The organism is Sulfitobacter sp. IGS-18, assembly GCF_059628195.1.
Window position 1 is genome coordinate 677,332 of sequence record NZ_CM184556.1, and the last position, 24,490, is coordinate 701,821.

Consider the following 24,490-nt stretch of genomic DNA (forward strand, 5'->3'; position numbering starts at 1 on the left):
GCCATGGCCGACGCGCAGGCACCCCGGAACGGGCAATCTGACAATGACATCATCCGCGACCCCGTTTGCGGGATGACGGTTGATCCGGATGCGGGCAAACCGACAGCGGTTCATGATGGCCGGACCTATCATTTCTGCTGTGCCGGTTGCATGAACAAGTTCGAGGCCGACCCCGAAGCCTATCGCAGCGCAACCGACCCGGTGTGCGGCATGACGGTGGAAAGGGCAGTGGCAGCCCATATGTCGAAGCACGCAGGCGAGCGGTTCTATTTCTGCTCTGCCGGGTGCCAGGACAAATTCGATGCGGCGCCAGAAAACTACCTTGGCGACCGGCCAGCGCCCGAACCGGCCCCGGAAGGCACGATGTACACCTGTCCGATGGACCCTGAAATCGTGCAGGATCATCCCGGCGACTGCCCGATCTGCGGCATGGCCCTGGAGCCGATGACACCCAGCCTCGACAGTGGCCCGCACCCCGAATACGTCGATTTCAAACGGCGGCTCTGGATCACCGCGCCGCTGGCGCTGGCAGTCTTCCTGCTGGAAATGGGGTCGCATGTCGGCATTCCCTTTGCCGAGTGGATCGGGCATCGGGCCTTTGGCTGGCTGCAGTTTTCCCTGGCGACACCGGTGGTCTGGTTCTGCCGCATCTTCTTCAGACGCGCATGGAATTCCGCCCTGAACCGCAGCCCGAACATGTGGACGCTGATCGGCCTGGGCACGGGGGCGGCCTATCTGTTTTCGATCGTTTCACTGCTTGTCCCCGCTCTCCTGCCCGCGCAGATGCAGGATGGCATGGGCATGACGCCGGTCTATTTCGAGGCGACGGCGGTGATTCTTGTGCTTGTGCTGGTCGGGCAGGTGATGGAACTGGCGGCGCGCGAACGCACCGGTGACGCGATCCGAGCCTTGATGGACCTCGCGCCCAAGACGGCGCGCCGGGTATCGGGCGAGACGGAAGAGGATGTGCCGCTGGAAGAAGTGCAAAGCGGCGATATCCTGCGGGTGCGGCCAGGTGAAAGCGTGCCGGTTGATGGCGTGGTGACCGAGGGGCGGTCCTTCGTTGATGAAAGCATGATCACCGGGGAGCCTGTGCCGGTCGAGAAAACCGCGGGCGAAGCTGTGACCGGCGGGACGCTGAACAAGTCGGGCTCCTTCCTGATGGAAGCGCAGAATGTGGGGGAGGATACCACCCTGAACCGGATCGTGCAGATGGTCGCCAGTGCGCAACGTTCCCGCGCGCCGATCCAGGCGGTGGCCGACCGGGTGGCAGGTTATTTCGTGCCCGCCGTGGTGGGTTGTGCCCTGTTGGCCTTTGCCGCCTGGTGGGCCTTTGGCCCGTCGCCCGCGCTCTCCTATGCCTTTGTGGCAGCGGTTTCTGTCCTGATCATCGCATGCCCCTGTGCGCTGGGCCTTGCGACGCCGATGTCGATCATGGTGGCCTCCGGGCGCGGGGCCCATGCCGGGGTGCTGATCCGTGACGCGGAAGCGTTGGAACGTTTCGCCAAGGTGGATGTGCTGATTGTCGACAAGACCGGCACGCTGACGGAAGGCAGGCCGAGCCTGACCGACGTGGTGCCGCAAGGCATGGACGAGGCTGAACTGATGTCCCTGGTCGCGGCGCTGGAGCGTGGCTCCGAGCACCCGCTGGCCGAGGCGCTTGTCGCCGGGGCGAAAGAGCGTGGCGCGGCCCGGAAGGATTGCAGCGATTTCGAGGCGGTCACCGGCAAGGGCGTGACCGGGACGGTGGAGGGCCGCAAGGTGGCGCTGGGCAATGCGGCGCTGATGGCGGATCTCTCGGTGCAGACCGGGGCGCTTGCCGGTCGGGCAGAGCAGCTGCAGTCCGAGGGCAAGACCGCGATGTTCGTGGCCCTGGACGGGCAGTTGGCCGGTCTGGTTGCTGTCGCCGACCGGATCAAGGAGACAACGCCCGAGGCGATCCGCGCGCTGCATGACCTTGGCCTGCGCATCGTCATGGCTACGGGGGATGCCAAAGGCACCGCCGAGGCTGTTGCGCGGGAATTGCAGATCGACGAGGTACATGCGGGCATCAGCCCGGAGGGAAAGGCGGCCCTGGTCAGGACGCTGAAGGGCGAGGGCCTGTCGGTCGCCATGGCCGGGGACGGTGTCAACGACGCCCCGGCACTGGCAGAGGCCGATGTGGGCATCGCCATGGGCACCGGTGCGGATGTGGCGGTGGAAAGTGCCGGGATCACGCTGGTCAAGGGCGAGCTGACCGGCATCCTGCGCGCCCGGAAGCTGGCGGAGGCGACGATGCGCAACATTCGCCAGAACCTTTTCTTTGCCTTTGTCTACAACTCTGCCGGTGTGCCGATTGCCGCGGGCATCTTGTACCCCTTCCTGGGGCTGCTTCTGTCGCCCATGGTCGCGGCCGCCGCGATGAGCCTGTCCTCCGTTTCGGTCATCGGCAACGCGCTGCGGCTCAGGGCGCAGAAGTTGTGAAAGGTGACGGAACTCTTATGTTGTCGGCAGAGGATGCATCTGAATTGAGCCCCCCGCTGGTGGAACCCGTACCGGGGGGAAATGGAGTTTGCCCATGAACATCGGACGGGCCGCCACCGAGACAGGTCTGAGCGTCAAGACGATCCGCTATTACGAGGAAATCGGCCTTGTGGAACCGGAACGGGCCGAAAACGGCTACCGGGATTTCGGCGACCAGCAGATCACGCAATTGCGGATGCTGGCTCAGGCCCGGCATCTGGGTTTCGGGCTGGAGGAATGCCGCAGGCTTCTGGACCTCAACGCCGATCCCGCGCGGGCCAGCCGCGATGTAAAGGCGCTGGCGCTGCGGAATCTGGACACCGTGCGATCAAAGATCGGCCAGTTGCAGGCGCTGGAAGGGCAGTTGGAAACACTGATCTCCCAATGCCCCGGCGACGACGACCCGCATTGCGCGATCCTGAACGGATTGAACGGAAGGTCTGATCCCCTATCCGGCGAACCGGATTGATCTGGTATTCGGGTCTTGTCTGCAGGTTGCAGGGAAGGTCCGGTGCGACCTGAGATGTCCAGCCGGGTGGCTGGCTGGATCGTTCAAGCCAACGGTGTCTCCGCTCAGGCTCTGAAACCAGATTCGAAAGGCTGGCAGGCGCCGAGAACCTGCTTTTGAGGCCGCTGAAAAAGTTTCATCCCACAAAGGGACGTCTGGAGGGGCATTGAACGCGCTCCGATAATTCCTCAGGGCGTTGAAGTCTATGACAAATCGTGGATTCTGCGCGGCGTGGGTCGCTGCTCAGGCTCGCCTCAGCAGAGAGTTTTGCATCCGCTCGAATTGCGGCATGTGGCGGGCACTGAAAAGTGTTGCCTATCAGGGCCTTGGGTATTTTCGGAGGAGGTGGTCAATGGTGCTGCTGGAGAGAATTGAACTCTCGACCTCTCCCTTACCAAGGGAGTGCTCTACCTCTGAGCTACAGCAGCGCCGATGAGCGGGGTGATTAGACGCAAACCGACAATCGTGCAACCCCAATCTGGACGGCTCGGGGCCGCTGAGTTAGACACGCTGCATGGCAGAGCGGCAGGACCCGAAAATACCCGTCAAAAAAGCATCCCCGCGTGAGGATCGGCTCAAGGCCGCGCTGAAGGCAAACATGGCGCGGCGCAAGGCGCAGATGCGTGCGCGGGCGGCACAGGACACAACGGAAAGCCGCAAAGGCTCCAACGAGGAAAGCAGTTAAGATGGATTCAATTCTGGTCAAAGGCGGTGGCGCGCTGCAGGGGCAAATTCCGATTGCGGGTGCCAAGAACGCCTGCCTTGCCCTGATGCCCGCGACGCTCTTGTCCGAGGAACCGCTGACGCTGACCAATGCGCCACGTCTCAGTGACATCCGCACGATGACGCAATTGCTGGGCTCCCTGGGGGCGGAGGCGACATCGCTGCAGGACGGGCTGGTGCTGGCCCTGTCATCGCATGGTGCGATCAGCACCCACGCCGATTACGATATCGTGCGAAAGATGCGGGCCTCCAACCTCGTGCTGGGGCCGCTCCTCGCGCGCGAAGGACATGCGGAGGTGTCTCTGCCCGGCGGCTGCGCCATAGGGGCGCGCCCGATGGATATTCACACCGACGGGCTTGAGAAAATGGGCGCGGAGATCGAACTGCGCGACGGATACCTGCATGCCAAGGCAAGCGGAGGCACGCTTAAGGGCGCGGTGATCGACTTTCCCTTCGCCTCCGTCGGCGCGACTGAGAACATCATGATGGCGGCCACGCTGGCCAAGGGGACCACCGTCATCAACAATGCCGCGCGCGAGCCTGAAATCGTTGATCTGGCCACCTGCCTGCGGGCCATGGGCGCGCAGATCGAGGGCGACGGCACATCGCGGATCGAGATCCAGGGGGTGGACCGTCTGCACGGGGCAACGCACCGCGTGGTCACGGACCGAATCGAACTGGGCACCTATATGCTGGCACCCGCACTCTGCGGGGGCGAGGTGGAATGCCTGGGCGGGCGGATCGACCTGCTGGAAGCCTTTTGCGAAAAGCTGGACGCGGCGGGTATTTCCGTGACCGAAACGGACAAGGGGCTGAAAGTCGCGCGCAAGAATGGCCGCATCCGTGCCGTTGATGTCACGACCGCCCCCTTTCCCGGTTTCCCGACCGATCTGCAGGCGCAGATGATGGCGCTTCTCTGCACCGCAGAGGGCACGTCGGTGCTGGAGGAGAAGATTTTCGAGAACCGCTTCATGCATGCGCCGGAACTGATCCGCATGGGGGCCGATATCGAAGTGCATGGTGGCCATGCGACGGTCAAGGGGGTCCACAAACTCAAGGGTGCGCCGGTCATGGCGACGGACCTGCGCGCGTCGATCTCGCTGATTCTTGCCGGGATGGCGGCAGAGGGCGAAACCAAGGTTGCGCGGGTCTACCATCTGGACCGGGGTTATGAACATGTGGTGGCCAAACTTTCGGGCGTGGGTGCCGATATTGAACGGATCAAGGACGCATGACCGAGGACGCAAGGTTTGAAGACGGCCGCGAGGCCCCGCTGAACATCGGTGCGCTGGATGCGGATGATCTCAGGGTCATTGCATCGCTGACGCAGGATGCGGTCTTTCCGGCTTCCGAAATGCGCTGGGACCGCAAGGGCGCGCGCTTTGCGCTGCTTCTCAACCGGGTCCGGTGGGAGGACGCGGGCAAGGAACGCCATGCGCCCGAGCGCGTGCAATCGCTGCTGGTGTTCGACACAGTGCAGCAGGTTGCCTCGCAGGGGGTGCCAAAGGGCGATGCCGATACGATCCTGTCGCTGCTCAGCATCGGTTTCGATGAAACGGATGCGCCCTCCGGTCAGGTGACCCTGACACTGGCCGGGGATGGGGCGATACGGCTGAGCGTCGAGGCGCTGGAAGTCACGCTGCGCGACGTGACGCGGCCCTATGCTGCACCCTCCGGCAAATTGCCCCGGCATGACGACTGAGGTTCGCGTCGCGTCACCCGCGGACGCCAGGATCTGGCGCGCGCTCAGACGTGACGGTATCGCGCGGTTCCCCTCTGCGTTCATTCCTTCACTGGCGGAGCATGAAGCGATCCCCTTGGCACAAGACGCAGACCGTCTGGCGCAGGGTGACAGGTTCTTGGCCTTTCAAGGCAAAAGGCCCGTCGGTCTGATCGGTATGAACCGTCATGCCGGGCGGTCGTCCCATCGCGGGGAAATCGGGCCGCTCTATGTCATACCGGATGCTCAGGGAACGGGGGTGGCCCAGAAGTTGCTGCGCGCAGTGCTGGAATACGCGGATCGCGTCGGCATCTGGCAGCCGGAACTGTACGTCAACGAAGAGAACCGGCGCGCCATCGCCATCTATGAAAAACACGGTTTCGTGCGGGTGGGCCGGGTGCCCAACGCGATCATGGGCGCGAACGGTCCGGAACACGACCTGATGATGATCCTGACATCTGCCTCGCGCGCCACCTGAACTGCGGCACTGCCCGCCGTCCCGTTAGCCGGTGCGTGATCCAAAAGCGCCCCCGCCCGGCATAAGCCGGGCATCGCCCGACCTCCCCCCAGGAGGGCGATATTACACGCTCTGCCAGGACGCAGCCGAATTGCGTGATGAAGTGTTCTGCGCCGCGTATAGGTTCCGAACGCCCTCCAGGTCGGGCGATGCCCGCCTTGGCACCCGACCTCCCGCACGCTCTTGAGGGTTGGCGATGTGGCGGCTATGCACGGGCCAGCAAAAGGATGCGCCCATGCCCGTGTTTCTAGATCAACGCCAGCCCGACTTTGAGGATGGTTTTGCCGCCCTGCTGAACGCCAAGCGCGAGGACAGCCCCGATGTGGATGCCACCGTGGCCCGGATCATCGAGGATGTGCGCGCAAGGGGCGATGCCGCGGTGATCGAGTTGACGGAGAAATTCGACCGGATCGCCCTGACCGCCGATCAACTGGCGATCAGCGCCGATGAGGTTGCGCAGGCCGTCGAAACCGTACCCGCCGCCGAACGCGCCGCCCTTGAAACCGCCGCCGCGCGCATCCGGGCCTATCACGCGCGACAATTGCCGGACAATGCGGAATGGACGGACGAGACCGGCGCAACACTTGGCTGGCGCTGGTCGCCGGTATCGGCGGCAGGGCTCTATGTCCCTGGCGGGCTGGCCAGCTACCCCAGTTCCGTCCTGATGAACGCCATCCCTGCCGCGGTTGCCGGGGTCAACCGCCTTGCCATGGTGGTGCCGACACCCGATGGCGTGCTGAACCCGCTGGTCCTGCTGGCCGCGCAACTCTCCGGCGTGACGGAGATTTACCGCATCGGCGGCGCACAGGCCGTGGCGGCGCTGGCCTATGGCACCGAAACCATTGCGCCTGTGGACAAGATCACCGGCCCCGGCAACGCCTTTGTCGCGGCGGCCAAACGCCGTGTGTTCGGCAAGGTTGGCATCGACATGATCGCGGGCCCCTCCGAAATCCTGGTGATTGCGGATGCGGCAAACGACCCGGATTTCATTGCCCTTGATCTGCTCAGCCAGGCGGAACACGACGAAAGCGCGCAAAGCATTCTGATCACCACGGATGCGGCTTTCGGGCAGGCGGTTGTGGCATCGGTGGAAAAATACCTTGAAACGCTGGAGCGGCGGGCGATTGCGGGCGCATCCTGGCGTGACAACGGGGCGGTCATCACCGTACCGGACCTCGCCACGGCGGCGGAGCTGTCGAACCGAGTAGCACCCGAACACCTGGAGCTTTGCGTGGCCGACCCTGATGGCTTGAGCGCACAGATCACCCACGCCGGGGCCATCTTTCTCGGTCAATGGACGCCGGAGGCCATTGGCGATTATGTCGGCGGCCCGAACCACGTTTTGCCGACGGCGCGCTCTGCCCGATTCTCATCCGGCCTGTCGGTGCTGGATTTCATGAAACGCACGACGCTGGCGCGGATGACGCCAGAGGCCCTACGCGCGATCGGTCCTGCCGCCGAAACCCTGGCAGCCTCCGAAAGCCTTCAGGCGCATGGTCTGAGCGTCACGGCACGTCTGAAAAAGCTGAACCAATAGGCGGGAGCGACGGGTGCCGTCCGGCCCCCCGTTCGGCCAGGCAGGCCGCCCGCGTTATCGCGAAATTCGATAATACGAGCGCGATTGCCCCTTGGGGCCTGCTGCGCTATGCCTATGCGACTTTCCTGCCTGAGGTCTTTCCATGTCCCGCATCTCCCATATTGTCCTTGACGATGCCAACCTGCCCCCCCCGACGCCCGAGATAGAGCAGGAACGCAAGGTCGCGATGTTCGACCTGCTGGAAGACAACCACTTTGTCATCCCGGCCCGGGACGACCGCCCCGTTCCCGAGGGGCCCTATCACCTTGGCCTGTCGATCCGCGACAAGCGCCTGGTGTTCGACGTGGCGACCGAGAAGGCCGAGAAGGCGGCGGAGTTCCATCTGTCGCTGGGTCCGTTCCGGCAAGTGGTCAAAGACTATTTCCAGATCTGCGAAAGCTATTTCGACGCGGTCAAGAAACTGCCGCCCAGCCAGATCGAAACCATCGACATGGCCCGTCGCGGCATCCACAACGAAGGCTCCCGCGTTCTGCAGGAACGCCTGGAGGGCAAGGCCGAGATCGACATCGACACGGCGCGCCGATTGTTCACCCTGATCTGCGTCCTGCATTTCGGCGGCTGAACGATGGCGGCGCTTCCCCAGTCCGTGCTGTTCTGCTGCGACCATAATGCGGTGCGGTCGCCCATGGCGGAAGGGATCATGAAGAAGTTCTATGGCACCGACACCTACGTGCAATCCGTGGGCGTCAAGAACGACCTGGAGATCGACGGCTTTTCCATCGCGGTCTGCGCCGAGATCGGTGTCGAACTGTCGCGCCACCGCTCGCGCAGTTTCGACGAGATGGAGCAATGGGGCGATGACCTGTCTTCCTTCGATCTGGTGATCGCCCTGTCCCCGGCAAGCCAGCGCCGGGCGCTGGAGCTGACGCGGTTTTTCCACCTTGAGGTTGAATACTGGCCGATTCTGGACCCGACGGGCCTCGGCGAGGGACGCGAGGCCAAGCTGGTTCAGTTTCGCGCCGCCCGCGACCAGATCAAGACCCGCCTGATCGACCGCTTCGGCGACCCGGTATGCCCTGACAATTAGGATTCCCCATGGCTGACATCATCAAGACCTATTTCGATGCTTTCAACGCAGGCGACACCGACGGGATGCTGGCCTGCCTGACCGATGACGTGGCCCATCACGTCAACGAGGGCAAGGTGCGCGAAGGCAAGGCGAAATTCGCGGACTTCTGCGCCCATATGAGCCGCTGCTACAAAGAGAACCTGACCGATATGGTGGTTTTCTCTGACCCCGAAGGCACGCGGGCGGCGGCGGAATACACGGTCAACGGCAGCTACCTTGAAACGGACGCGGGGCTGCCGGAGGCGCGCGGCCAGAGCTACCGGCTGCCGGCGGGGTCATTCTTTGACCTGCGGGACGGCAGAATCAGCCGCATCACCACCTATTACAATCTGGCGGACTGGACCGCGCAGGTCAGCTGAGATGGGCTTGCGGATCACGCCGCTTACCGGTGCGGCGCTGGCGAAGGCGCTGCCGGAGGTGGCGCGGCTGCGCATCGCGGTCTTTGCCGAATGGCCCTATCTCTACGACGGGGATCTGGCCTATGAGGAGCGGTATCTGCAAAGTTACCGCGACAGCGACCGGGCCATTGTCGTCGGGGCGTTTGACGGGGAAAGGCTGGTGGGGGCCAGCACCGGGACGCCATTGACGGATCACGCGGATGATTTCGCCGCCGCCTTTGCCCCCAGCGGCATCAACCTGTCAGAGGTGTTCTATTGCGCCGAAAGCGTGCTCTTGCCCGGCTACCGGGGCCAGGGGATCGGGCATCGGTTCTTTGATGCGAGAGAGCGCCACGCCCGCACCCAGGGCTTTTCCAGGTGCTGCTTTTGCGCGGTGATCCGGCCCGAGGATCACCCGGCGCGCCCCACTGGCTACCGCCCGCTCGATGCCTTCTGGCGGGGACGGGGATACCAGCCGCTTGACGGCGTGGTCGCCGCGTTTCACTGGAAAGACCAGGGCGAGAGCGAAGAGACGCCGAAACCCCTGCAATTCTGGATCCGCGATCTGTGAGGGCGCCGGAGTTTTGGAAAACTCCGGGCAAATTTTTTCTATGGCGCATCGGGATATACCTGAATCACTTGTTCGCTGCCTCTCCCTTCGGTCGAACGCGAAAAGTGATGTTGGATGTTTCAAGTTTATCCCGAAACGCTGTAAAAAATTCGCCTTCCGGTGAGGTCAGGTCTGGGCGCAGATCGCCGCGGCGTTCTGGCCGAATTCTTTCCAGGCCTTCCAGAAGCGTTCATTGTTGGCATTGTCCGACTGGCGGATTTCCTGCAGCTGATGGGGGTCGCGGAACATCTTGGCCCCCCGGCGCTGGTCCGCCGCGGAAAGCGACTGGTCCGCCACCGCCTGCACGCAGCCGCAGCGGGTTCTGGAAGCCTCCTTGCGTCCGTCTGCCAGGCAGGCCTTCTGAATGGGTCCGCTTGCAAAGGGAACAACCACCGGCGCGGGTGAATAGCCGCCACCGTAACCCGTTGCTTTGCTGCTGGAATACCTGCTGCCACCCCCACAGGCGGCCAGCCCCAAAACGGCGACAAGCGCCACACCGATACGCATCATCATAACTGCCCTCTGCCCGGACCGTGGGGTTTGCCCCTTGATGGTCCCTATTTGCTCTGCTGCGCAGTATGCCTGAATCGGGATGGCGGGGCAATTCACGTTTGATTGCGCGCCGTTCCACCGGTGCGGCTCGGACCCCGCTGAAGGGTTTGCATGGCAAATTCGGGAAAATTGCCGTCGGAAGCCGCTTTGGCCATGAAGCGCGGCCGTTGCAGCCGCATCTGACCCGTCCGGATGAACCTGTTACGCTGTGTTTTGACCAATTGACGCTTGCCCCGCGCTGCGCCATATCCCCATACATGACACCGCTTTCACACATCCGCAATTTCTCCATCGTCGCGCATATCGACCACGGGAAATCCACGCTCGCCGACCGGCTCATCCAGGAGACGAATACCGTCTCCCTGCGCGACATGAAGGCGCAGATGCTCGACAGCATGGACATCGAACGCGAACGGGGCATCACCATCAAGGCCCAGACCGTGCGGATCAACTATACCGCCGACAATGGCGAGGATTACGTCCTCAACCTGATCGACACGCCCGGCCACGTCGACTTCGCCTATGAGGTGTCACGCTCCATGCGCGCGGTCGAAGGATCGCTGCTGGTCGTCGACAGCACCCAGGGGGTCGAGGCGCAGACGCTCGCCAACGTCTATCACGCCATCGACGCGGACCACGAGATCGTGCCGATCCTCAACAAGATCGACCTGCCGGCCAGCGAGTGCGACCGCGTGGCCGAACAGATCGAGGATGTGATCGGCATCGACGCCTCGGGCGCGATCCGCGTCTCGGCCAAGACCGGGCAGGGCATCCATGAGACGCTGGAAGCCATCGTGCACCATCTGCCCGCGCCCAAGGGCACGCTGGATGCGCCCCTGAAGGCGATGCTGGTGGACAGCTGGTACGACAGCTATCTCGGCGTCATCGTCCTGGTCCGCATCATGGACGGTCAGTTGAAAAAGGGCGACCGCATCAAGATGATGCAGAACGGATCGGTACACCACGTCGACCGCATCGGTGTCTTCCGCCCGGTGATGACGGAGATCGACGTGCTGGGACCGGGCGAAATCGGTTTCCTGACCGCTTCGATCAAACAGGTGCGCGACACCCGTGTCGGCGACACGATCACGCATGAGAAGAAAGGCACCGACAAGGCGTTGCCGGGTTTCAAACCTGCGCAACCGGTTGTCTTCTGCGGTCTCTTTCCGGTGGATGCCAATGACTTCGAGGACCTGCGCGACAGCATCGAGAAACTCGCGCTCAACGATGCCTCCTTCAGCTTCGAGATGGAAACCAGTGCGGCTTTGGGCTTCGGCTTCCGCTGCGGGTTTCTGGGGCTGCTGCACCTTGAAGTCATCCGCGACCGGATCGAGCGTGAATATGACATCGACCTGATCACCACCGCGCCTTCGGTCATCTATAACATCCACATGAAGGACGGTCAGGTCGAACAGTTGCACAACCCTGCCGACATGCCCGATCTCACCTATGTCGACCACATCGAAGAGCCGCGCATCAAGGCGACGATCCTGGTGCCGGACGAATACCTTGGCGACGTGCTGAAACTCTGCCAGGACCGCCGGGGCATCCAGATGGACCTGACCTATGCCGGGTCGCGCGCGATGGTGGTCTATGACCTGCCGCTGAACGAGGTGGTGTTCGACTTTTACGACCGGCTGAAATCGGTGACCAAGGGCTATGCGAGCTTTGACTACGCGATGATCGGCTACCGCCAGGACGCATTGGTCAAGATGCAGATCCTGGTGAATGACGAACCTGTCGATGCGCTGTCCACCATGGTCCACCGCGACCGGGCAGAGACGCGGGGCCGCGCCATGGTCGAAAAGCTGAAAGACCTGATCCCGCGCCACATGTTCAAGATCCCGATCCAGGCGGCGATTGGCGGCAAGGTCATCGCCCGTGAGACTCTGAGTGCCATGCGCAAGGACGTGACGGCCAAGTGTTACGGTGGGGACGCGACCCGGAAGAAGAAGCTGCTGGAGAAGCAGAAGGCGGGTAAAAAGAAGATGCGCCAGTTTGGGAAAGTGGATATCCCTCAAGAGGCCTTTATTTCAGCGTTGAAGATGGACAGCTAAAGGCTGGCCATTTTTAAAGCGCGCGGGAGGCTGGGTGTTGCGGAGTAGTGCGCGTTCCCGCTTGGTTGTGTTTGGGAAGTTCCCCTAACAATGCAGCTTGCGTCGAACAACAAGGATCTACATCTGACATTCCGGTGAGGATAATATATTGCGTAACTGTTCCGGCCCATGCAGGATGGATCGGGCGCAAACTGGCGTTGTATGTTAGTGAGATATGAGGTGAATTTCGATCTGGAAAACTTTGAATGGAAGAAGCTGTTATTCGTATTGGGCGCTTTATTTTCGACAATACCACTGCACGTTGCCAGTTTCAGTTATGCCTTACCTACCTCATTTGCCGCGGTCATCGATGCTGGCATAAGAGCATCGATTGGTTTGAAGTTTGCTACTGAACTTATTCTTTTCGGGTTCATGGCCAGATACATCCCGCAATTCATTTACGGCTTGGCTTCGTGGTCCCACAAGTCGGTCGTTGAAGCTAAATATTATCGACGCGGTTACCGTCGAATTTACGTAGCCTTCACTGGCTTTGGTGCCCATTCACGAAAGTTTAAATCAGCTACAGAAATTTCTGAACACTTCAGGAAGGTAGCTTATTTTGGTCGGCAGAACGCAAGGTTTTCCAACCTACTAAAGTCAGACTTGCACAAGATCTCAGGAATCCAGTTTTACGAAACGCATAGGAATATGATCTCGGCTGGACTTACAATCTCAATGTTCTCGCTAAGCTATATAGGGCTAGTTCGCGGGATTGCAGTAATACTTCTTTCGGGGTTATTTGCCGCAGCCGCTGTGTTTTACTCTGCGTCCAGCACGGCATTCAGATTTAGTCTATCGTCTGATTTTTGGGATGGGTATGAAAAAAGTGTGCCAAATCATAGAATTGATGTTGACGATATTCTGATTGCATTATCATCAATAGCATTCGCTGCTGACTTTGTCAGGATATCTGCGGGTCGACTATCTGATTTCCACGCCTGACTTAATCTATGATGCAGACACCACGCCAGTTTCACTAATAGTGTCTAATTTACAGGGAACTCTCGTTTATAGTGAAGCGAACGGTTTTGAGTTTAGAAAATTGCCGGAAAGGATGACACTCTACTAGGTGCTGATATCCAAATGCCAAACCCCACGGGTTTGGCAGCGCCCGAACCGCCCCCACGGGGCGGGCGCTTCGCTTGATCCCCGCCCCTCGGTTCGGGCGCGGCAGTCCCCTTCAATGACACAATTCAATTGCACCCCCGACCGGCGAAACTTACACCATCCCCATGACATGTCCGCTCTGTACCACCGAAAACACCCTACTTATCGAAACGCCTGTCCCCGGCGGCCCCGATGGTGCCTCCGTCGAGATCTGCGCCGCCTGTGCGGACCCGGACACGCCGCCCGATCATTTCCGCCCGCTGGCTTCCACCATGTGGTCAGAGGACCCGGCGCTGCAGGTTCTGGCCGCGCGCATCCTCAAGCGGCTGGATACGGACTGGGCGCGTGACCTCGCCGAACAGCTTTACCTTGATGACGAGACACGCGCATGGGCCGATAACGTGCCGCAAGGGACAGACCACAAGGACAGCAACGGCGTGCCGCTTGCCACCGGAGATACCGTGGTGCTGATCAAGGATCTGAACGTGAAGGGCGCGGGCTTTACCGCCAAACGAGGCACGGCCGTCCATCGAATCTCGCTGGTGCCCGACAACCCCGCCCATATCGAAGGCCGGGTCGAGGGGCAGCGCATCGTGATCCTGACGGAATTCGTGAAAAAGCGTTAGACCCGGTAAAACAGGTATCTGTCCCCTGCCACCGTCTCCGGCCCTGCGATGCGCTCGAACCCCTCCAGCGGATCCTGCGAGATGACCAGCCCGCCCGGCACCATCAGCGGCGCGATCAGGGGGCTCATGGCGCGGCTCTTGGCGGCGTCCTTCTCGGCCACACCGATGCCCAGCTCGTAATGCACCAGCGCCAGCTTTGTCCCGCTCCGGGCCATCTGCATCAGCATCCGGTCGGCATCCCCTTGCAGGAAATTCTCCGCCGGGGGCACGCAGGAGGGATGGGCGTTCATCTCGCGGTCGATCACCCAGATGCGCCGGCCGGGCAGGACTTCGCGCAGGTGATCATAGGTGCGCCCGTTGCCCAGACCCAGTTCCAGCACATCGCCCTCCAGCCCTTCGATCTGCCCTGCGGCCCAGTTGATGCCGTCGATCTGGGCGGTCAGGCGGCGGCGCATGGATTCAAGACGGCTCATGGCAGGGGTCCTTTCAGGGAGATGAGGTTCACAGGTCTGGCGCCGCCCGCAAGCAGGGTCGACAGGCAGGCGCGGGTAAAGTCCCAGATCGCGGGGTCATGCACCAGGTGGTGCGTGAGAAAGCCCAGCGGCTCGGCCGCATCCGCGCGGCCCCTGCGGCGGTCCTGCAGGTGCCGGAGGAGGGCGGTAATCTGGCTGTCCGGATCGACCAGCCCGCCGCCGCCACGCCAGCGGATCGGATCCATATGGGTGTTGATCTGCACCAGCCCGGGTGCCGCCTCGCGGGCGGGGCGGGGAGTATAGGTCGAAAGCGCGCGATAGCCCAGATCGGGCAGGCGCGGGATGAGGGCGGGGTCGATGCGGTTCCAGGGCGGCACGAACATCTCGAACAGCTTTGCGCCAAGAAGGCCGCGCAGGCGGTCCAGCCCCGCCTGCGCCTGTTCGGCCGCATCCGGGCGGGCATGGCCAAACTCGGCCTTCTTCTGCCCCTCGGGCGCATGGTTCAGATGGGCCCATCCATGCACCAGCGCCGTCGCATGGGCGCTGGTGCCGATGACCTTTGCCAGTGCCGCTGTGGCAGGTTGCGGAATCACGGCAAGGTGCACCGGCATCCCCAGCGCTTCCGCCAGGTGCAGGAGTTGCTCCAGCGCTGCCGTCGGCTCCGTCGCGTCGTCATCCCGCCACCAAAGCGGCAAATCCCGGCCCTCGGCCCGCCAGATGGCCAGCTCATCGTTCAGGGGGGACCAATCGGGGCTCATGACTGCGCCCCTTGCATCTCTGACACGATCTCGACCGTGCGCGCCGCCCCGTCCAGCCCCTGATGCAGCGCGGCGGGGCGCGGGCCTGCGCTGACCTCAAGCAGCGCCTGCAGCAGGGTCTCTGCCGTCAGATCGGCGCTGCGCACCACTGCAATGCCGGGGCGTTTGGCAAGCGCCTCGGCGCGGATGCCCTGTTCCACCTCGCTGCCCGCATCGAAGGGGATGAAGACCGCCCGGCAGCCGGTCTGCAAGACATCCAGCGCAGTGTTATAGCCGCACATGGAGACAGAGGCCGCCGCGTGGTGCAGCATCTGGCGAAAATCCGGACGCGCGGGTTCGATCACCACATTGGCGGGCGCGTCCATCTGCGCGCCGCGTTCCGCTGCCTTGGCTCCGCCCAGCAGCAGCCGCCATTGCCTGTCGGGGTCCCGTCTGGCGGCTTGCAGCGCGGCGGCGAAAATCTCCGCGCCCACGTCGCCGCCCCCCGCGCTGACGATCACCTCTTCCGCGCCGGCACTTTGGGGATGTGCCGGGGCAGGGGGCGGGGCCACGAACCCGGTGTATCTGAGCCTGGGTTGCAGCACCTCAGATACCGGCCAGCTGAGGCTCAGCGGCGTTATCGCCGCATCCGAATGCACAAGCACCGCGTCATAATAGGTGTCGATCATATCATCCGCGAACGCGGCCTTCCTGGGTTTCGACGGCGGCGCGAGGATGTCGCGGATGGAGGCGCAGATCAGCGGCTTGCCGGCGCTCCCGCGTGCCGCACTCAGCAAGGCGCGGAATTCCTCGCGCAGGATGCGGCGGCCAAAGGGAAAGAGCTCGGTGATCAGCACATCCGGGGCCTCGGCGTGGAAATGATCCAGCAGGGCGGCCTGACGCCGGGACAGCGCGCTGTCGGTCACCACATCGCCCTGCATGTCCAGCAAACGGGTGAAGTCGACGCCGTCAGAGCGCACTGGCGGCAGTTGGTGCAGGGGAATATCGGCGTCCTGCAGATGCGGCGCAGGCATCCCGCCCGACACCAGGCTGATCCTGTGGCCTGCCTGCCGGAACGCCCGCGCAAGGGTCAGTGCACGGGACAGGTGCCCGGTGCCCAGCAGGTGGGTTACGACAATCATCACCTTCATGGTGCCGTCTCCGTCAGGCGCAGCGGCTCGGCGCGGGGGCGCCAGCCGGAGGGGTCTATGTCGATGATGTAGAGCCTGTTGCGCTTCACCGCAAAGGGGGCAGGACCGTCGAAATCCCAGCCATGGGCATGGGCCAGCAGCACCCGCATCACGCCGATATGGCAAACTGCCACCGCATCTCCCGTCAGCGCCTCTGCCCAGGGCAGCAGGCGCGCGCGGACCTTGGCGGGGCTTTCGCCGCCGGGCGGGGCATAGTGCCAGCCCCAGTCTTCAATCGGGCGATAGTCGCAATCCGGGTCGGCATGCAGGTCGGGGCGTTTTTGCCCCTCCCAGCTGCCCCAGTCCATTTCGGTCAGGGCCGGGTCGGTTGTCGGGGCACGGCCACTGACCAATTGTGCCGTTTCTGCCGCGCGGCGCAGGGGGCTGGACCAGATCGCGGCGCGGTCCCAGGGGGCCGGCAAGGACAGCAGCGCCAGTTGCGCCCGTGCTTCGGGATCAAGCGGGATGTCGGTGCGGCCCTGAATGCGGCCCGCGCGGTTCCATTCCGTGTGGCCGTGGCGCAAGAGGGCAAGGCGGCTCATGCCGCCACCCCCGCAGCGGACAGGCCCCTGCGCAGGCATTGCGTCGCGGCGGGCAGCAGGTGGTGGGCTGCAATGTGGTCCCTTGCGGCGGTTCCGGCGGCCTGGCGAAGCTCAGGCTTTGCCAGCAATTCCGTCAGCCGATGGGCCAGGGCGGCTGCCCCGGCCCCGGGGGCGGGGTATATGCCCGGTGCCAGCACGTCGCGGACGCCGGGACGGTCCTGTGCCACGACCGGCAGGCCCACCGCCTGCGCTTCGAGATAGGTCAGGCCAAAAGCCTCGTTCACGCCGGGCCAGAACAGCAGGGATGCACGGGCGTAGGCGCCCTGCAGCGCATCTTCCGTCAGCGCACCGAGAATGCGTACCTTGTCACCAAAAGGTGCCATCAGCGCCGCCACCTCCGCGCGCGCCGGACCATCGCCTGCGATCTCCAGCGCCCAGTCGCCTTCCAGCAGCGTCAGGGTTTCCGTGATGATGCGGTAGGAGGCCAGCTTGTCCCCCGCGCGCATCATGCCGACGCTCAGCATCGGACCACTCAAAGCTGCGGCATCTGGCAATGTGTCGCGGCACAGGAACGGGCGCAGGTGGATCAGGTGTTGCCCGGTCGGTGCGTCGCGGCGCAGGGTTTCGGCGTCACGGGCCGTCACGTAGAAAATCACCGCTGCGGCACCTGCCGCCGATTCTGCAGCGGCTGCGAAATCGGCCCAGGGGCCCGCCAACCGCTTGCGCGCACGGGTGGATTCGACCTGCAGATAAGGAATGCCCAATGCCCCTGCGACAGCGGGGCCGATCAGGTCGGGGGCCTTGTAGTAATTGTGGTAGCTGACCCAGGCCTGCCAACGCTCCCGGCGGCCCTGCGGGATCAGGCGCGCGATCTGCTCCTCTGCCTGCACAAACAAACTGGCTTGCAGTGCGGTGTCTCCGCTGCCGTCCCTGCTGCGCAGGGTGCTGGCAAGGGTTACCTCAGCGCCAGTCCTTTCAAGCGCCGTCATCAGCCCCCGCGCCATTGCCCGGTCACCGGAGGGCGTGGGGTGGTCAGGCGGTTTCAGGGGAGCATAGAACGCCAGCCGCATCATCTTGCCGGCGCGAGCATCGCCACAAGGCGCTTTTTCAGATGTGCGATCCCCGGTTGCATCAGGAAATCCGAGGTCAGCCGTGCAACGGCGGCATCGGCCATCTGTGCCGCCCGCACCGGGTCTGCGGCGAAATCGGCCATGGCCTCGGCCAGGGTCGCCGGTGCGTCATCGCTCAGCACGCCATGCACACCGGTGTCGATGAATTCGGGGATGGCAGAGACCGGCGTGCTGAGGATCGGCAGCTTCTGGCTGGCCGCCTCCATCAACACGTTGGGCAGACCGTCGCGGTCGCCATCCGACGCGATGCGCGAGGGCAGGACAAAGAGATCGGCGGCGCGCATCGCCGCGATCACCTCGGGCTGGTCGCAGGCCCCGCGCCAGGTGATGCGGTCGCTGATCCCATGCGCTTCGGCGCGCGCGCGCATCTGCGCGTCCAGCGCCCCGCCGCCGATATGGGTCCAGTGCCAGTCGAGGGTGGCGGGCAAGAGGGCCAGCGCGTCAATCAGGTTGTCAAAACCCTTTTTCTCGACCAGCCGCCCCACTGACATCATCTGGAACGGGTCACCCGGTTTGCGCAGTTTCCGCTCTGGTGGGGCAGGGAACCGTGCGAGGTCCAACCCGTGATACACCAGATCGACCCGCTCGGGCGTATCGGCCAGCCCTTGAAGATGCGCCGCCCCAAAGGCGGTGCAGGTCGCGCCAAAGGCGGCACCGTGATGCCGGCCTGACAGTTTTTCGCGCAATTCCCAATCCGGCGAGGTCCAGATGTCCTTTGCATGGGCGGAGAAGGACCAGGGCAGCCCCCGCAGAATGGCCGCATAGCGCGCGACAGAGGAGGGCGTATGCAGGAAATGCGCATAAAGGCCCGCCACATCCTGCGGCAGTTCATGCGCCATCACGCAGGCCTGCCCCCAGCGGCGGCGGCGGTTGGGCGTGTCGTCACGGTTCAGATCGGCAGCATAGGCGGCAGCGGCCGCGTCAAAGCCGGGCATGTCGGCCGCAGCACCCATCGCGCGGGCCACCCGGGCGGGTTCATCGCGCAGGTATTCCGGCAGATAGCGCACCTGGGCCTGCAGGCGGTCATGCAGCGGATGCGTCTTGTGATCGGTCGGATGCCGCAGTGACCAGATGTCAAACTGCAGACCGGCCTCTTCCAGCGCGACCAGTTCCTGCGCGATAAACGTCTCTGACAGGCGCGGCCAGCCCTTGACCACGACAGCCAGCTTTCCGACGTTCATTTGCTGTTCTCCCCGGCCATCAGGGCACGGGCCCGCGCCACCACGACATCCAGACCTTCCAGCAGCCCGTCTGCCCCGGCTTCCGATGGCTTGCCCTGCCGCGGCAGGTTGCGGATGGCCGCGATCATCGACTCGGCGGTCATCCCGTCGCGGGTTTCATCCAGCATCCGCACCAGCCCGCGCTGTTCCGCACGGCTCGCCCTGATCCACTGCTCCAGCCGGGGTTTGGTGCGCGGCACGATCACCGCCGGCTTGTCAAAGGAGAGCACCTCGCAAAAGGTATTGTAGCCGCCCATGCAGATCACACCTTCGGCCCGGGCAAAAAGCGCCTCGATCCGGCTGTCGAATCCCGTCGCGATGACGCGCCCGCCCAGTTTGGCCACCCGTGCGTCGAAAGCCGCGCGCACTTCGCCAGACAGGAAGGGGCCGTAGACCAGCACCGCGTCCGGCCCCAGGGAGGGGTCGTTTTCATAGGCTTCAAGAACCAGCGACACCATGGTGGCCCCGTCGCCGCCGCCACCGGGGGTGATCAGGATATAGGGCCTGTCCGGCACCTCGGAGGCGTCAGTGACAGTGCGGCGCAGATAGCCGGTCCAGTGCAACCGCGCGCGGGCGGCCTCCGACAGGTGAAGCCCCTCGGTCGGGTCATAGACATCGCGTGCGCCATAGACCCAGATCTCGTCATAAAACCGCTCTGTTGCCTCGATCGCGCCCTTGCGTGCCCATTCGGCCCCGATGACCTCCGGTTCGTCCAGCACATCCCGTAGCCCAAGGACGCAGGGTATGTTCCCCTTGGCATGCAGCCACTCCAGCGTCGGCAGCAGCTCGCCGCGAAAGCCGGTTGGTTCCTTGTCCACGATCAGCAGGTCCGGCTGGTATTGCTCGACCGAGGTCTGGATCAGCCCCGCCCGCAATGACGTTGTCTGGTCGATGTCCATGCCAAGCGTCTGGCTGACATAAGACCCGTCCGGGAGTTTCGTGACACCCGGCAGGCGGATATGATCGACCCGTTCGGGAAAGGTAAATCGCCCTGCGACGGGCGATCCGGTCAGGATGATCGCGGAAGCCTTGTCATCGCCCTTTGTCAGGGCGGTGGCCAGCGCGCGGGACCGGCGCAAATGGCCCAGCCCGAAGGTGTCATGACTGTAGAACATGATCCTGCGCGACGTTGCCTTGCGGGCCATCGTGACGGTGTGGGTCATGCGTTCCATGTGCAGCGGTGCCGGTCCTGATCGCATCAGGACGCAGCCCGATTTCCCGCTTGTTCTGGGAAACTGCTTTCCCGGTTCACCGGGTCTGTCATCTGGACGGGGCGCTGGCTGGTCTGGCTGCGCATTGGGCGGCTGAAGCAGGCAGGGTGCATCATGGGCGGTCTTTCCGGTTCTAGTGTGGCAGCCCGTGGCGCCTGCATTCCGATATGGCACAAGTTATATGGGCTTGTAAAACATCTGCACTGATATTTGGCCCGAGGCCCTGCCGCACCGGGGCGGCGATTGCAATGGTGTGTCGCCTGACTTAGGCTCTGGACCCAATAATTCTATATGCTCAGCGGCGATTTCACGAAATTTCAATGGTTTGGGGCGTGCAGCCAATAGTGGTTCTATTTGCAAGCGGCCCAAGACGTTGAAATGAAGTGAAATCGCCGCCCGTCGCTCCGAAGGAGCGCCATGTCATGTTGGCACGCCTTCGGCGTGACGGGTTTGACGGATTTTCCCGCAGCCCATTGCCCGGCAGGGCATTGCGCAGCAATGTCCCGAGAGGAGGCGGCGCATCTGCTTGGAATAGAACCACTATTCCTGCGCAGATGCTTCTTGTCTGCGAAAAAATCTGTCAAACTGTGTATATAGAATTATTGGGTCCAGAGCCTAACGTAGTAAAATTGAATTTGGGGGCCATCATGCGCTATCTTACCTTTCTCATCATGGCCTTGATGATCTGCCTGGCCGCCCCCGATGCGCAGGCGCAGGGGCTGGGGCCGCTGCTGAGCAAGGAAAAGGCTGCCCCCTCCGCGAGCGAGGAAAACATCGACCGGATCATCCGGCAGGCCGCCGAAAATGGTGTGGGCGTGGTGGTGATCGACACCGAGGGCAACCTGCTGACCCAGGGCACCACCGAGGCTGCGGAAACCACGGCAGAGCAGCCGGCAGGGAAATCACCGCTGATGGCCGCACAGGACCGGGCGATGCAGCTCCGGGCCGCCCTTGTAGACCGGCTGTTACTGCTGCCTGCCGCCTTCAACGAAGTCGCCTATATCCTGCGCGCGGCCAGCCCGGATGGCACCATTTGGGCCTTTGGCAAGACATTGCTGTTGTGCCTTGCCCTGTTTGCGGTCGGGTCGCTGTTCGAACGATATGTGTTTGGCAGACGGATCGCGAAGGGATTTGTTACCTCCCGCGTGATGGAAAACCCGCAGGGCTATGTGGAAAAAATGCCCTTCCTCGTCATGCGCTTTGCCGTCGGCGTCGTGGGTATCCTGGTTTCGATGCTGGTGGCCTACATCCTGGGGTTCGCGATCTTTGGCACCCTGGAAGACACGGCGATGCAATTCACCGTCAGCCTGATCAATATCGGCTATTTTGCATGCCGCCTGGTTGCGGGGATCTGGCGGATGATCCTTTCGCCCTTTCTGAGCCAATACCGGATCCCGCATTTCAGCGACCGCGACGCAAAACGGCTGCACAGGTGGATATGGATCCTGGCCGTCCTGGACATCTGCGCGATTCTTTTCGGCATCTGGATCGGTGAGCTGGGCCTGAACTACGAGGTCTATGCCTTTCTCAGTGCGATGATGTCGGCGGGTATCGTCCTGATGAACATCCTGATGGTCCTGATCAACCGCCGCGCAGTCAGCCTCGCTTTGCGGAACGGGAAATCTCTGGAGGAATGCAGTTTCCTCGTGCGGTTCCTGTCGCGTGCATGGGCGCCGGGGATGATTGTTTACGTCATCTTCGCCTGGCTCGAACTGACCGCTGATCTGGTCCTTGGGAACCCGTCCTCCATTCCGCTGATCGCGGGGGCCTACGGCATCATGATGTCGATCATCGTGGTTTACGGTGTGATCAACTATCTGATCGAACGCAGTTTCGCCCGCGCCCGCGCGATGCGCCGCATGAACGAAAAGCTGGCCGAGGAAGAAACCCAGGAGGCCGAGCTGGCGGCCGCACTGGAAGCGCAGTCCGAAATCTCCGAAGTTGAAGCGGCGCGGCTGAGCGAGGAACTGGCCGATACCCGTGCCGCCGTGGCCGAGGAAGAGGCGCGCATGGGCCTGATACCGCGCCACCGGCTGAACACCTTCGAAGGTCTTGCCGGGCGGGTTGCCGGCATTCTTGCCTTTGTCGCGGGGGCCTATGCGTTTTTCTACATCTGGGACAACGACGGCGCGCAGATGGTCGAAAGCTATGCCGACCGGTTTCTCGACATCCTGGTGATCATCTTTGTCGGTTACGTGGTCTATCACGCCTTCCGGATCTGGATCGACAACAAGATCGCCGAGGAAACCGGGGATGAAAAGGAAGTCGAACTGGGCGATGAGGGCGGCGGGTCTTCCGCAAGCCGGCTTGCGACCCTGTTGCCGCTGTTTCGCAACTTCATCCTGATCCTCGTGGTGGTGACGCTGCTGCTGATCGTGCTGATGGAGCTGGGGATCAATGTCGGGCCCCTGTTTGCCGGTGCCGGGATCGTCGGGGTGGCGATCGGCTTTGGCTCCCAGGCGCTGGTGCGCGACATCTTTGCCGGGGCGTTCTTTCTGTTCGACGACGCCTTTCGCAAGGGCGAGTATCTGGACGTGGGCGAGGTCAAGGGCACGGTCGAAAAGATCTCCGTCCGGTCCTTCCAGCTGCGCCATCATCTGGGCGCGCTGCACACGATTCCCTTTGGCGAACTGCAGGTGATCACCAATTATTCCCGCGATTGGGTGATGATGAAACTGCCACTGCGGGTGACCTATGACACCGATGTGGAAAAGGTCCGCAAGCTGATCAAGAAACTGGGGCAGGAACTGCTGGATGACCCGGTGATCGGGGACAACTTCATCCAGCCCCTGAAATCCCAGGGCGTGATCGAGATGCAGGACAGCGCCATGATCATCCGGGTCAAGTTCATGACCAAGCCCGGGGATCAATGGCTGGTGCGCAAGAAGGTCTATGAGGACATTCGCGCCCTGTTCGAACGCGAAGGCATCAAATTCGCCCACCGCGAAGTGACCGTGCGCCTGGCCGATGGCAAGGTCGAGAACCTGAGCGAAGAAGACCGCAAGGCGGTCACCGCGGCGGCACATGCCCATATCGAGGAAGAGGACATGGGGGACGCCGCAGACATGGGGGATGACCGTTAGGAGCGCGACGCCGAATTTACGCTCCCCCGGTTTTGACAAAGGGGGGCAGCCGCCTATCTCCTGCTTAACCCAGAAGGAGGATCACAATGTCACAGACACGTCGCCATTTCCTTGTCACCACCGCTGCGACAGCCGGGGTTGTCACGCTTTTGCCCTATGCCGCGCGTGCCGCAGCCCATGCGGGCGATACCTTCGACACCGAAGCGGGCCCCATCACCGTGCATCCGGTCTCCCATGCCTCCTTTGTCATGGAGACGCCCAAGGGCACGATTTACGTCGACCCGGTGGGCGATGCGGCACAATACGCGGATTTCCCGCCCGCGGATCTGGTATTGATCACCCACGAACACGGGGACCATTACAACGCAGAAACCCTGTCCGCCCTGGTGGGGGAGAGCACCCAACTGATCACCAACCCGGCCGTCTTTGACATGTTGCCCGATGACCTGAAGGGCAAGGCAACGGCTGTGGCCAACGCGGAAATGGCGCAGTTTGCCGGGATGAACATCGAAGCGATCCCGGCCTACAACATGACCGAAGTGCGCAAGAATTTTCACCCCGAAGGCCGCGACAACGGATATGTGCTGAACTTCGACAAGTTCCGGGTCTATATCTCTGGCGATACCGAAGACATTCCCGAGATGCGGCAGCTGTCGGACATCGACCTCGCCTTTGTCTGCATGAACCTGCCCTTCACCATGGACGTGAATGCCGCGGCATCGGCGGTGTCCGAATTTGCGCCGACATATGTCTATCCCTACCACTACCGCGGTCGGGACGGCGGCACCCAGGATCCGGAAGCTTTCGCCAAACGTGTGGGCACGGATGTCGAGGTGAAGATGGGCAAGTGGTACGATTGATCTGCTTTCGAATGGGCTGACGCCCCTCCGACCGGGGCGA

Annotated in this window: 24 protein-coding genes and 1 tRNA gene; 16 read left to right on the forward strand and 9 right to left on the reverse strand. The window is 62.8% G+C overall.

Annotated elements, in window-relative coordinates:
- Window positions 1-3 precede the first annotated feature (3 nt).
- A complete protein-coding gene (locus ACWNZ3_RS03290) occupies window positions 4-2,463 on the forward strand; it encodes a heavy metal translocating P-type ATPase (protein ID WP_496901169.1) in 2,460 nt (819 codons plus the stop codon).
- Window positions 2,464-2,557: 94 nt separating this feature from the next.
- Window positions 2,558-2,971 (forward strand): Cu(I)-responsive transcriptional regulator, encoded by a 414-nt coding sequence (locus ACWNZ3_RS03295; protein ID WP_269367675.1) that lies wholly within the window; start codon window positions 2,558-2,560, stop codon window positions 2,969-2,971.
- Between the two features lie 392 nt (window positions 2,972-3,363).
- Here the strand turns inward: ACWNZ3_RS03295 and ACWNZ3_RS03300 are convergent.
- Window positions 3,364-3,438 (reverse strand) — tRNA-Thr (locus ACWNZ3_RS03300).
- Between the two features lie 86 nt (window positions 3,439-3,524).
- Between ACWNZ3_RS03300 and ACWNZ3_RS03305 the strand changes: the two genes are divergently transcribed.
- From ACWNZ3_RS03305 to ACWNZ3_RS03345, 9 genes are all read left to right on the forward strand, one after another.
- Window positions 3,525-3,695 (forward strand): hypothetical protein, encoded by a 171-nt coding sequence (locus ACWNZ3_RS03305; protein ID WP_205388098.1) that lies wholly within the window; start codon window positions 3,525-3,527, stop codon window positions 3,693-3,695.
- A 1-nt stretch (window position 3,696) separates the two neighbouring features.
- Window positions 3,697-4,968, forward strand: coding sequence for a UDP-N-acetylglucosamine 1-carboxyvinyltransferase (gene murA, locus ACWNZ3_RS03310; RefSeq protein ID WP_496901170.1), 1,272 nt, complete (start codon window positions 3,697-3,699; stop codon window positions 4,966-4,968).
- On the forward strand, window positions 4,965-5,435 hold the full coding sequence (locus ACWNZ3_RS03315; RefSeq protein ID WP_496901171.1) for a DUF2948 family protein: 471 nt from the start codon (window positions 4,965-4,967) through the stop codon (window positions 5,433-5,435). Before murA ends, ACWNZ3_RS03315 begins: the two co-directional genes overlap by 4 nt.
- The gene (locus tag ACWNZ3_RS03320; RefSeq protein WP_496901172.1) at window positions 5,425-5,931 is read left to right on the forward strand and encodes a GNAT family N-acetyltransferase; all 507 of its coding nucleotides are present in this window, start codon (window positions 5,425-5,427) and stop codon (window positions 5,929-5,931) included. The genes ACWNZ3_RS03315 and ACWNZ3_RS03320 overlap by 11 nt, the downstream gene beginning before the upstream one ends.
- Before the next feature lie 274 nt (window positions 5,932-6,205).
- Window positions 6,206-7,507, forward strand: coding sequence for a histidinol dehydrogenase (gene hisD, locus ACWNZ3_RS03325; RefSeq protein WP_496901173.1), 1,302 nt, complete (start codon window positions 6,206-6,208; stop codon window positions 7,505-7,507).
- Window positions 7,508-7,649: 142 nt separating this feature from the next.
- Window positions 7,650-8,129, forward strand: a complete 480-nt coding sequence (locus tag ACWNZ3_RS03330) for a UPF0262 family protein (protein ID WP_269367680.1) — start codon at window positions 7,650-7,652, stop codon at window positions 8,127-8,129.
- 3 nt (window positions 8,130-8,132) lie between these two features.
- Entirely contained in the window at window positions 8,133-8,594 is a 462-nt protein-coding gene (locus ACWNZ3_RS03335) for an arsenate-mycothiol transferase ArsC (protein ID WP_067294184.1), read from the forward strand.
- Window positions 8,595-8,602: 8 nt separating this feature from the next.
- Window positions 8,603-8,995 (forward strand): ketosteroid isomerase-related protein, encoded by a 393-nt coding sequence (locus tag ACWNZ3_RS03340; protein WP_496901174.1) that lies wholly within the window; start codon window positions 8,603-8,605, stop codon window positions 8,993-8,995.
- 1 nt (window position 8,996) lies between these two features.
- Window positions 8,997-9,584 carry a GNAT family N-acetyltransferase gene (locus tag ACWNZ3_RS03345; protein ID WP_496901175.1) on the forward strand — a complete coding sequence of 196 codons (588 nt, stop codon included), beginning with the start codon at window positions 8,997-8,999 and terminating at the stop codon, window positions 9,582-9,584.
- Window positions 9,585-9,749: 165 nt separating this feature from the next.
- Here the strand turns inward: ACWNZ3_RS03345 and ACWNZ3_RS03350 are convergent, their stop codons facing one another.
- Complete coding sequence (locus ACWNZ3_RS03350; protein ID WP_496901176.1) at window positions 9,750-10,136, reverse strand: hypothetical protein; 387 nt, start codon at window positions 10,134-10,136, stop codon at window positions 9,750-9,752.
- 296 nt (window positions 10,137-10,432) lie between these two features.
- On the opposite strand from ACWNZ3_RS03350, the gene lepA reads away from it, so the two are divergent.
- The 3 genes from lepA to ACWNZ3_RS03365 all read left to right on the forward strand — a co-directional run bounded on the left by lepA (window position 10,433) and on the right by ACWNZ3_RS03365 (window position 14,004).
- Window positions 10,433-12,232 carry a translation elongation factor 4 gene (gene lepA / locus ACWNZ3_RS03355; protein WP_496901177.1) on the forward strand — a complete coding sequence of 600 codons (1,800 nt, stop codon included), beginning with the start codon at window positions 10,433-10,435 and terminating at the stop codon, window positions 12,230-12,232.
- A gap of 219 nt (window positions 12,233-12,451) precedes the next feature.
- A complete protein-coding gene (locus tag ACWNZ3_RS03360; protein WP_496901178.1) occupies window positions 12,452-13,213 on the forward strand; it encodes a hypothetical protein in 762 nt (253 codons plus the stop codon).
- A gap of 290 nt (window positions 13,214-13,503) precedes the next feature.
- Entirely contained in the window at window positions 13,504-14,004 is a 501-nt protein-coding gene (locus ACWNZ3_RS03365; protein ID WP_496901179.1) for an alkylphosphonate utilization protein, read from the forward strand.
- Here ACWNZ3_RS03365 and ACWNZ3_RS03370 read toward each other — a convergent pair.
- From ACWNZ3_RS03370 to ACWNZ3_RS03400, 7 genes are read right to left on the reverse strand one after another with little or no spacing between them, the layout of a single operon-like run.
- Complete coding sequence (locus ACWNZ3_RS03370; RefSeq protein ID WP_496901180.1) at window positions 14,001-14,477, reverse strand: class I SAM-dependent methyltransferase; 477 nt, start codon at window positions 14,475-14,477, stop codon at window positions 14,001-14,003. The two genes, ACWNZ3_RS03365 and ACWNZ3_RS03370, sit on opposite strands and share 4 nt — an antisense overlap.
- Entirely contained in the window at window positions 14,474-15,235 is a 762-nt protein-coding gene (locus ACWNZ3_RS03375) for a polysaccharide deacetylase family protein (protein ID WP_496901181.1), read from the reverse strand. The genes ACWNZ3_RS03370 and ACWNZ3_RS03375 overlap by 4 nt, the downstream gene beginning before the upstream one ends.
- Window positions 15,232-16,365: a glycosyltransferase family protein gene (locus tag ACWNZ3_RS03380; protein ID WP_496901182.1), complete on the reverse strand. Its 1,134-nt coding sequence runs from the start codon at window positions 16,363-16,365 to the stop codon at window positions 15,232-15,234. The genes ACWNZ3_RS03375 and ACWNZ3_RS03380 overlap by 4 nt, the downstream gene beginning before the upstream one ends.
- Entirely contained in the window at window positions 16,362-16,946 is a 585-nt protein-coding gene (locus ACWNZ3_RS03385) for a histidine phosphatase family protein (protein ID WP_496901183.1), read from the reverse strand. The genes ACWNZ3_RS03380 and ACWNZ3_RS03385 overlap by 4 nt, the downstream gene beginning before the upstream one ends.
- Complete coding sequence (locus tag ACWNZ3_RS03390; protein WP_496901184.1) at window positions 16,943-18,019, reverse strand: glycosyltransferase family 4 protein; 1,077 nt, start codon at window positions 18,017-18,019, stop codon at window positions 16,943-16,945. The genes ACWNZ3_RS03385 and ACWNZ3_RS03390 overlap by 4 nt, the downstream gene beginning before the upstream one ends.
- A complete protein-coding gene (locus ACWNZ3_RS03395; protein WP_496901185.1) occupies window positions 18,016-19,257 on the reverse strand; it encodes a glycosyltransferase family 4 protein in 1,242 nt (413 codons plus the stop codon). Before ACWNZ3_RS03395 ends, ACWNZ3_RS03390 begins: the two co-directional genes overlap by 4 nt.
- On the reverse strand, window positions 19,254-20,459 hold the full coding sequence (locus tag ACWNZ3_RS03400; protein ID WP_496901186.1) for a glycosyltransferase family protein: 1,206 nt from the start codon (window positions 20,457-20,459) through the stop codon (window positions 19,254-19,256). The genes ACWNZ3_RS03395 and ACWNZ3_RS03400 overlap by 4 nt, the downstream gene beginning before the upstream one ends.
- A gap of 695 nt (window positions 20,460-21,154) precedes the next feature.
- Here ACWNZ3_RS03400 and ACWNZ3_RS03405 point away from each other — a divergent pair.
- Both ACWNZ3_RS03405 and ACWNZ3_RS03410 read left to right on the forward strand, forming a co-directional pair.
- Window positions 21,155-23,590, forward strand: a complete 2,436-nt coding sequence (locus ACWNZ3_RS03405) for a mechanosensitive ion channel family protein (protein WP_269367694.1) — start codon at window positions 21,155-21,157, stop codon at window positions 23,588-23,590.
- An 86-nt stretch (window positions 23,591-23,676) separates the two neighbouring features.
- Window positions 23,677-24,450, forward strand: a complete 774-nt coding sequence (locus ACWNZ3_RS03410) for an MBL fold metallo-hydrolase (RefSeq protein ID WP_496901187.1) — start codon at window positions 23,677-23,679, stop codon at window positions 24,448-24,450.
- Window positions 24,451-24,490: the final 40 nt, after the last annotated feature.

Coding starts and splice junctions, on each gene's coding strand:
- ACWNZ3_RS03290 (WP_496901169.1), top strand. CDS start 4: ATGGCCGACGCGCAGGCACCCCGGAACGGGCAATCTGACAATGACATC.
- ACWNZ3_RS03295 (WP_269367675.1), top strand. CDS start 2,558: ATGAACATCGGACGGGCCGCCACCGAGACAGGTCTGAGCGTCAAGACG.
- ACWNZ3_RS03305 (WP_205388098.1), top strand. CDS start 3,525: ATGGCAGAGCGGCAGGACCCGAAAATACCCGTCAAAAAAGCATCCCCG.
- murA (WP_496901170.1), top strand. CDS start 3,697: ATGGATTCAATTCTGGTCAAAGGCGGTGGCGCGCTGCAGGGGCAAATT.
- ACWNZ3_RS03315 (WP_496901171.1), top strand. CDS start 4,965: ATGACCGAGGACGCAAGGTTTGAAGACGGCCGCGAGGCCCCGCTGAAC.
- ACWNZ3_RS03320 (WP_496901172.1), top strand. CDS start 5,425: ATGACGACTGAGGTTCGCGTCGCGTCACCCGCGGACGCCAGGATCTGG.
- hisD (WP_496901173.1), top strand. CDS start 6,206: ATGCCCGTGTTTCTAGATCAACGCCAGCCCGACTTTGAGGATGGTTTT.
- ACWNZ3_RS03330 (WP_269367680.1), top strand. CDS start 7,650: ATGTCCCGCATCTCCCATATTGTCCTTGACGATGCCAACCTGCCCCCC.
- ACWNZ3_RS03335 (WP_067294184.1), top strand. CDS start 8,133: ATGGCGGCGCTTCCCCAGTCCGTGCTGTTCTGCTGCGACCATAATGCG.
- ACWNZ3_RS03340 (WP_496901174.1), top strand. CDS start 8,603: ATGGCTGACATCATCAAGACCTATTTCGATGCTTTCAACGCAGGCGAC.
- ACWNZ3_RS03345 (WP_496901175.1), top strand. CDS start 8,997: ATGGGCTTGCGGATCACGCCGCTTACCGGTGCGGCGCTGGCGAAGGCG.
- ACWNZ3_RS03350 (WP_496901176.1), bottom strand. CDS start 10,136: ATGATGATGCGTATCGGTGTGGCGCTTGTCGCCGTTTTGGGGCTGGCC.
- lepA (WP_496901177.1), top strand. CDS start 10,433: ATGACACCGCTTTCACACATCCGCAATTTCTCCATCGTCGCGCATATC.
- ACWNZ3_RS03365 (WP_496901179.1), top strand. CDS start 13,504: ATGACATGTCCGCTCTGTACCACCGAAAACACCCTACTTATCGAAACG.
- ACWNZ3_RS03370 (WP_496901180.1), bottom strand. CDS start 14,477: ATGAGCCGTCTTGAATCCATGCGCCGCCGCCTGACCGCCCAGATCGAC.
- ACWNZ3_RS03375 (WP_496901181.1), bottom strand. CDS start 15,235: ATGAGCCCCGATTGGTCCCCCCTGAACGATGAGCTGGCCATCTGGCGG.
- ACWNZ3_RS03380 (WP_496901182.1), bottom strand. CDS start 16,365: ATGAAGGTGATGATTGTCGTAACCCACCTGCTGGGCACCGGGCACCTG.
- ACWNZ3_RS03385 (WP_496901183.1), bottom strand. CDS start 16,946: ATGAGCCGCCTTGCCCTCTTGCGCCACGGCCACACGGAATGGAACCGC.
- ACWNZ3_RS03390 (WP_496901184.1), bottom strand. CDS start 18,019: ATGATGCGGCTGGCGTTCTATGCTCCCCTGAAACCGCCTGACCACCCC.
- ACWNZ3_RS03395 (WP_496901185.1), bottom strand. CDS start 19,257: ATGAACGTCGGAAAGCTGGCTGTCGTGGTCAAGGGCTGGCCGCGCCTG.
- ACWNZ3_RS03400 (WP_496901186.1), bottom strand. CDS start 20,459: ATGACCCACACCGTCACGATGGCCCGCAAGGCAACGTCGCGCAGGATC.
- ACWNZ3_RS03405 (WP_269367694.1), top strand. CDS start 21,155: ATGCGCTATCTTACCTTTCTCATCATGGCCTTGATGATCTGCCTGGCC.
- ACWNZ3_RS03410 (WP_496901187.1), top strand. CDS start 23,677: ATGTCACAGACACGTCGCCATTTCCTTGTCACCACCGCTGCGACAGCC.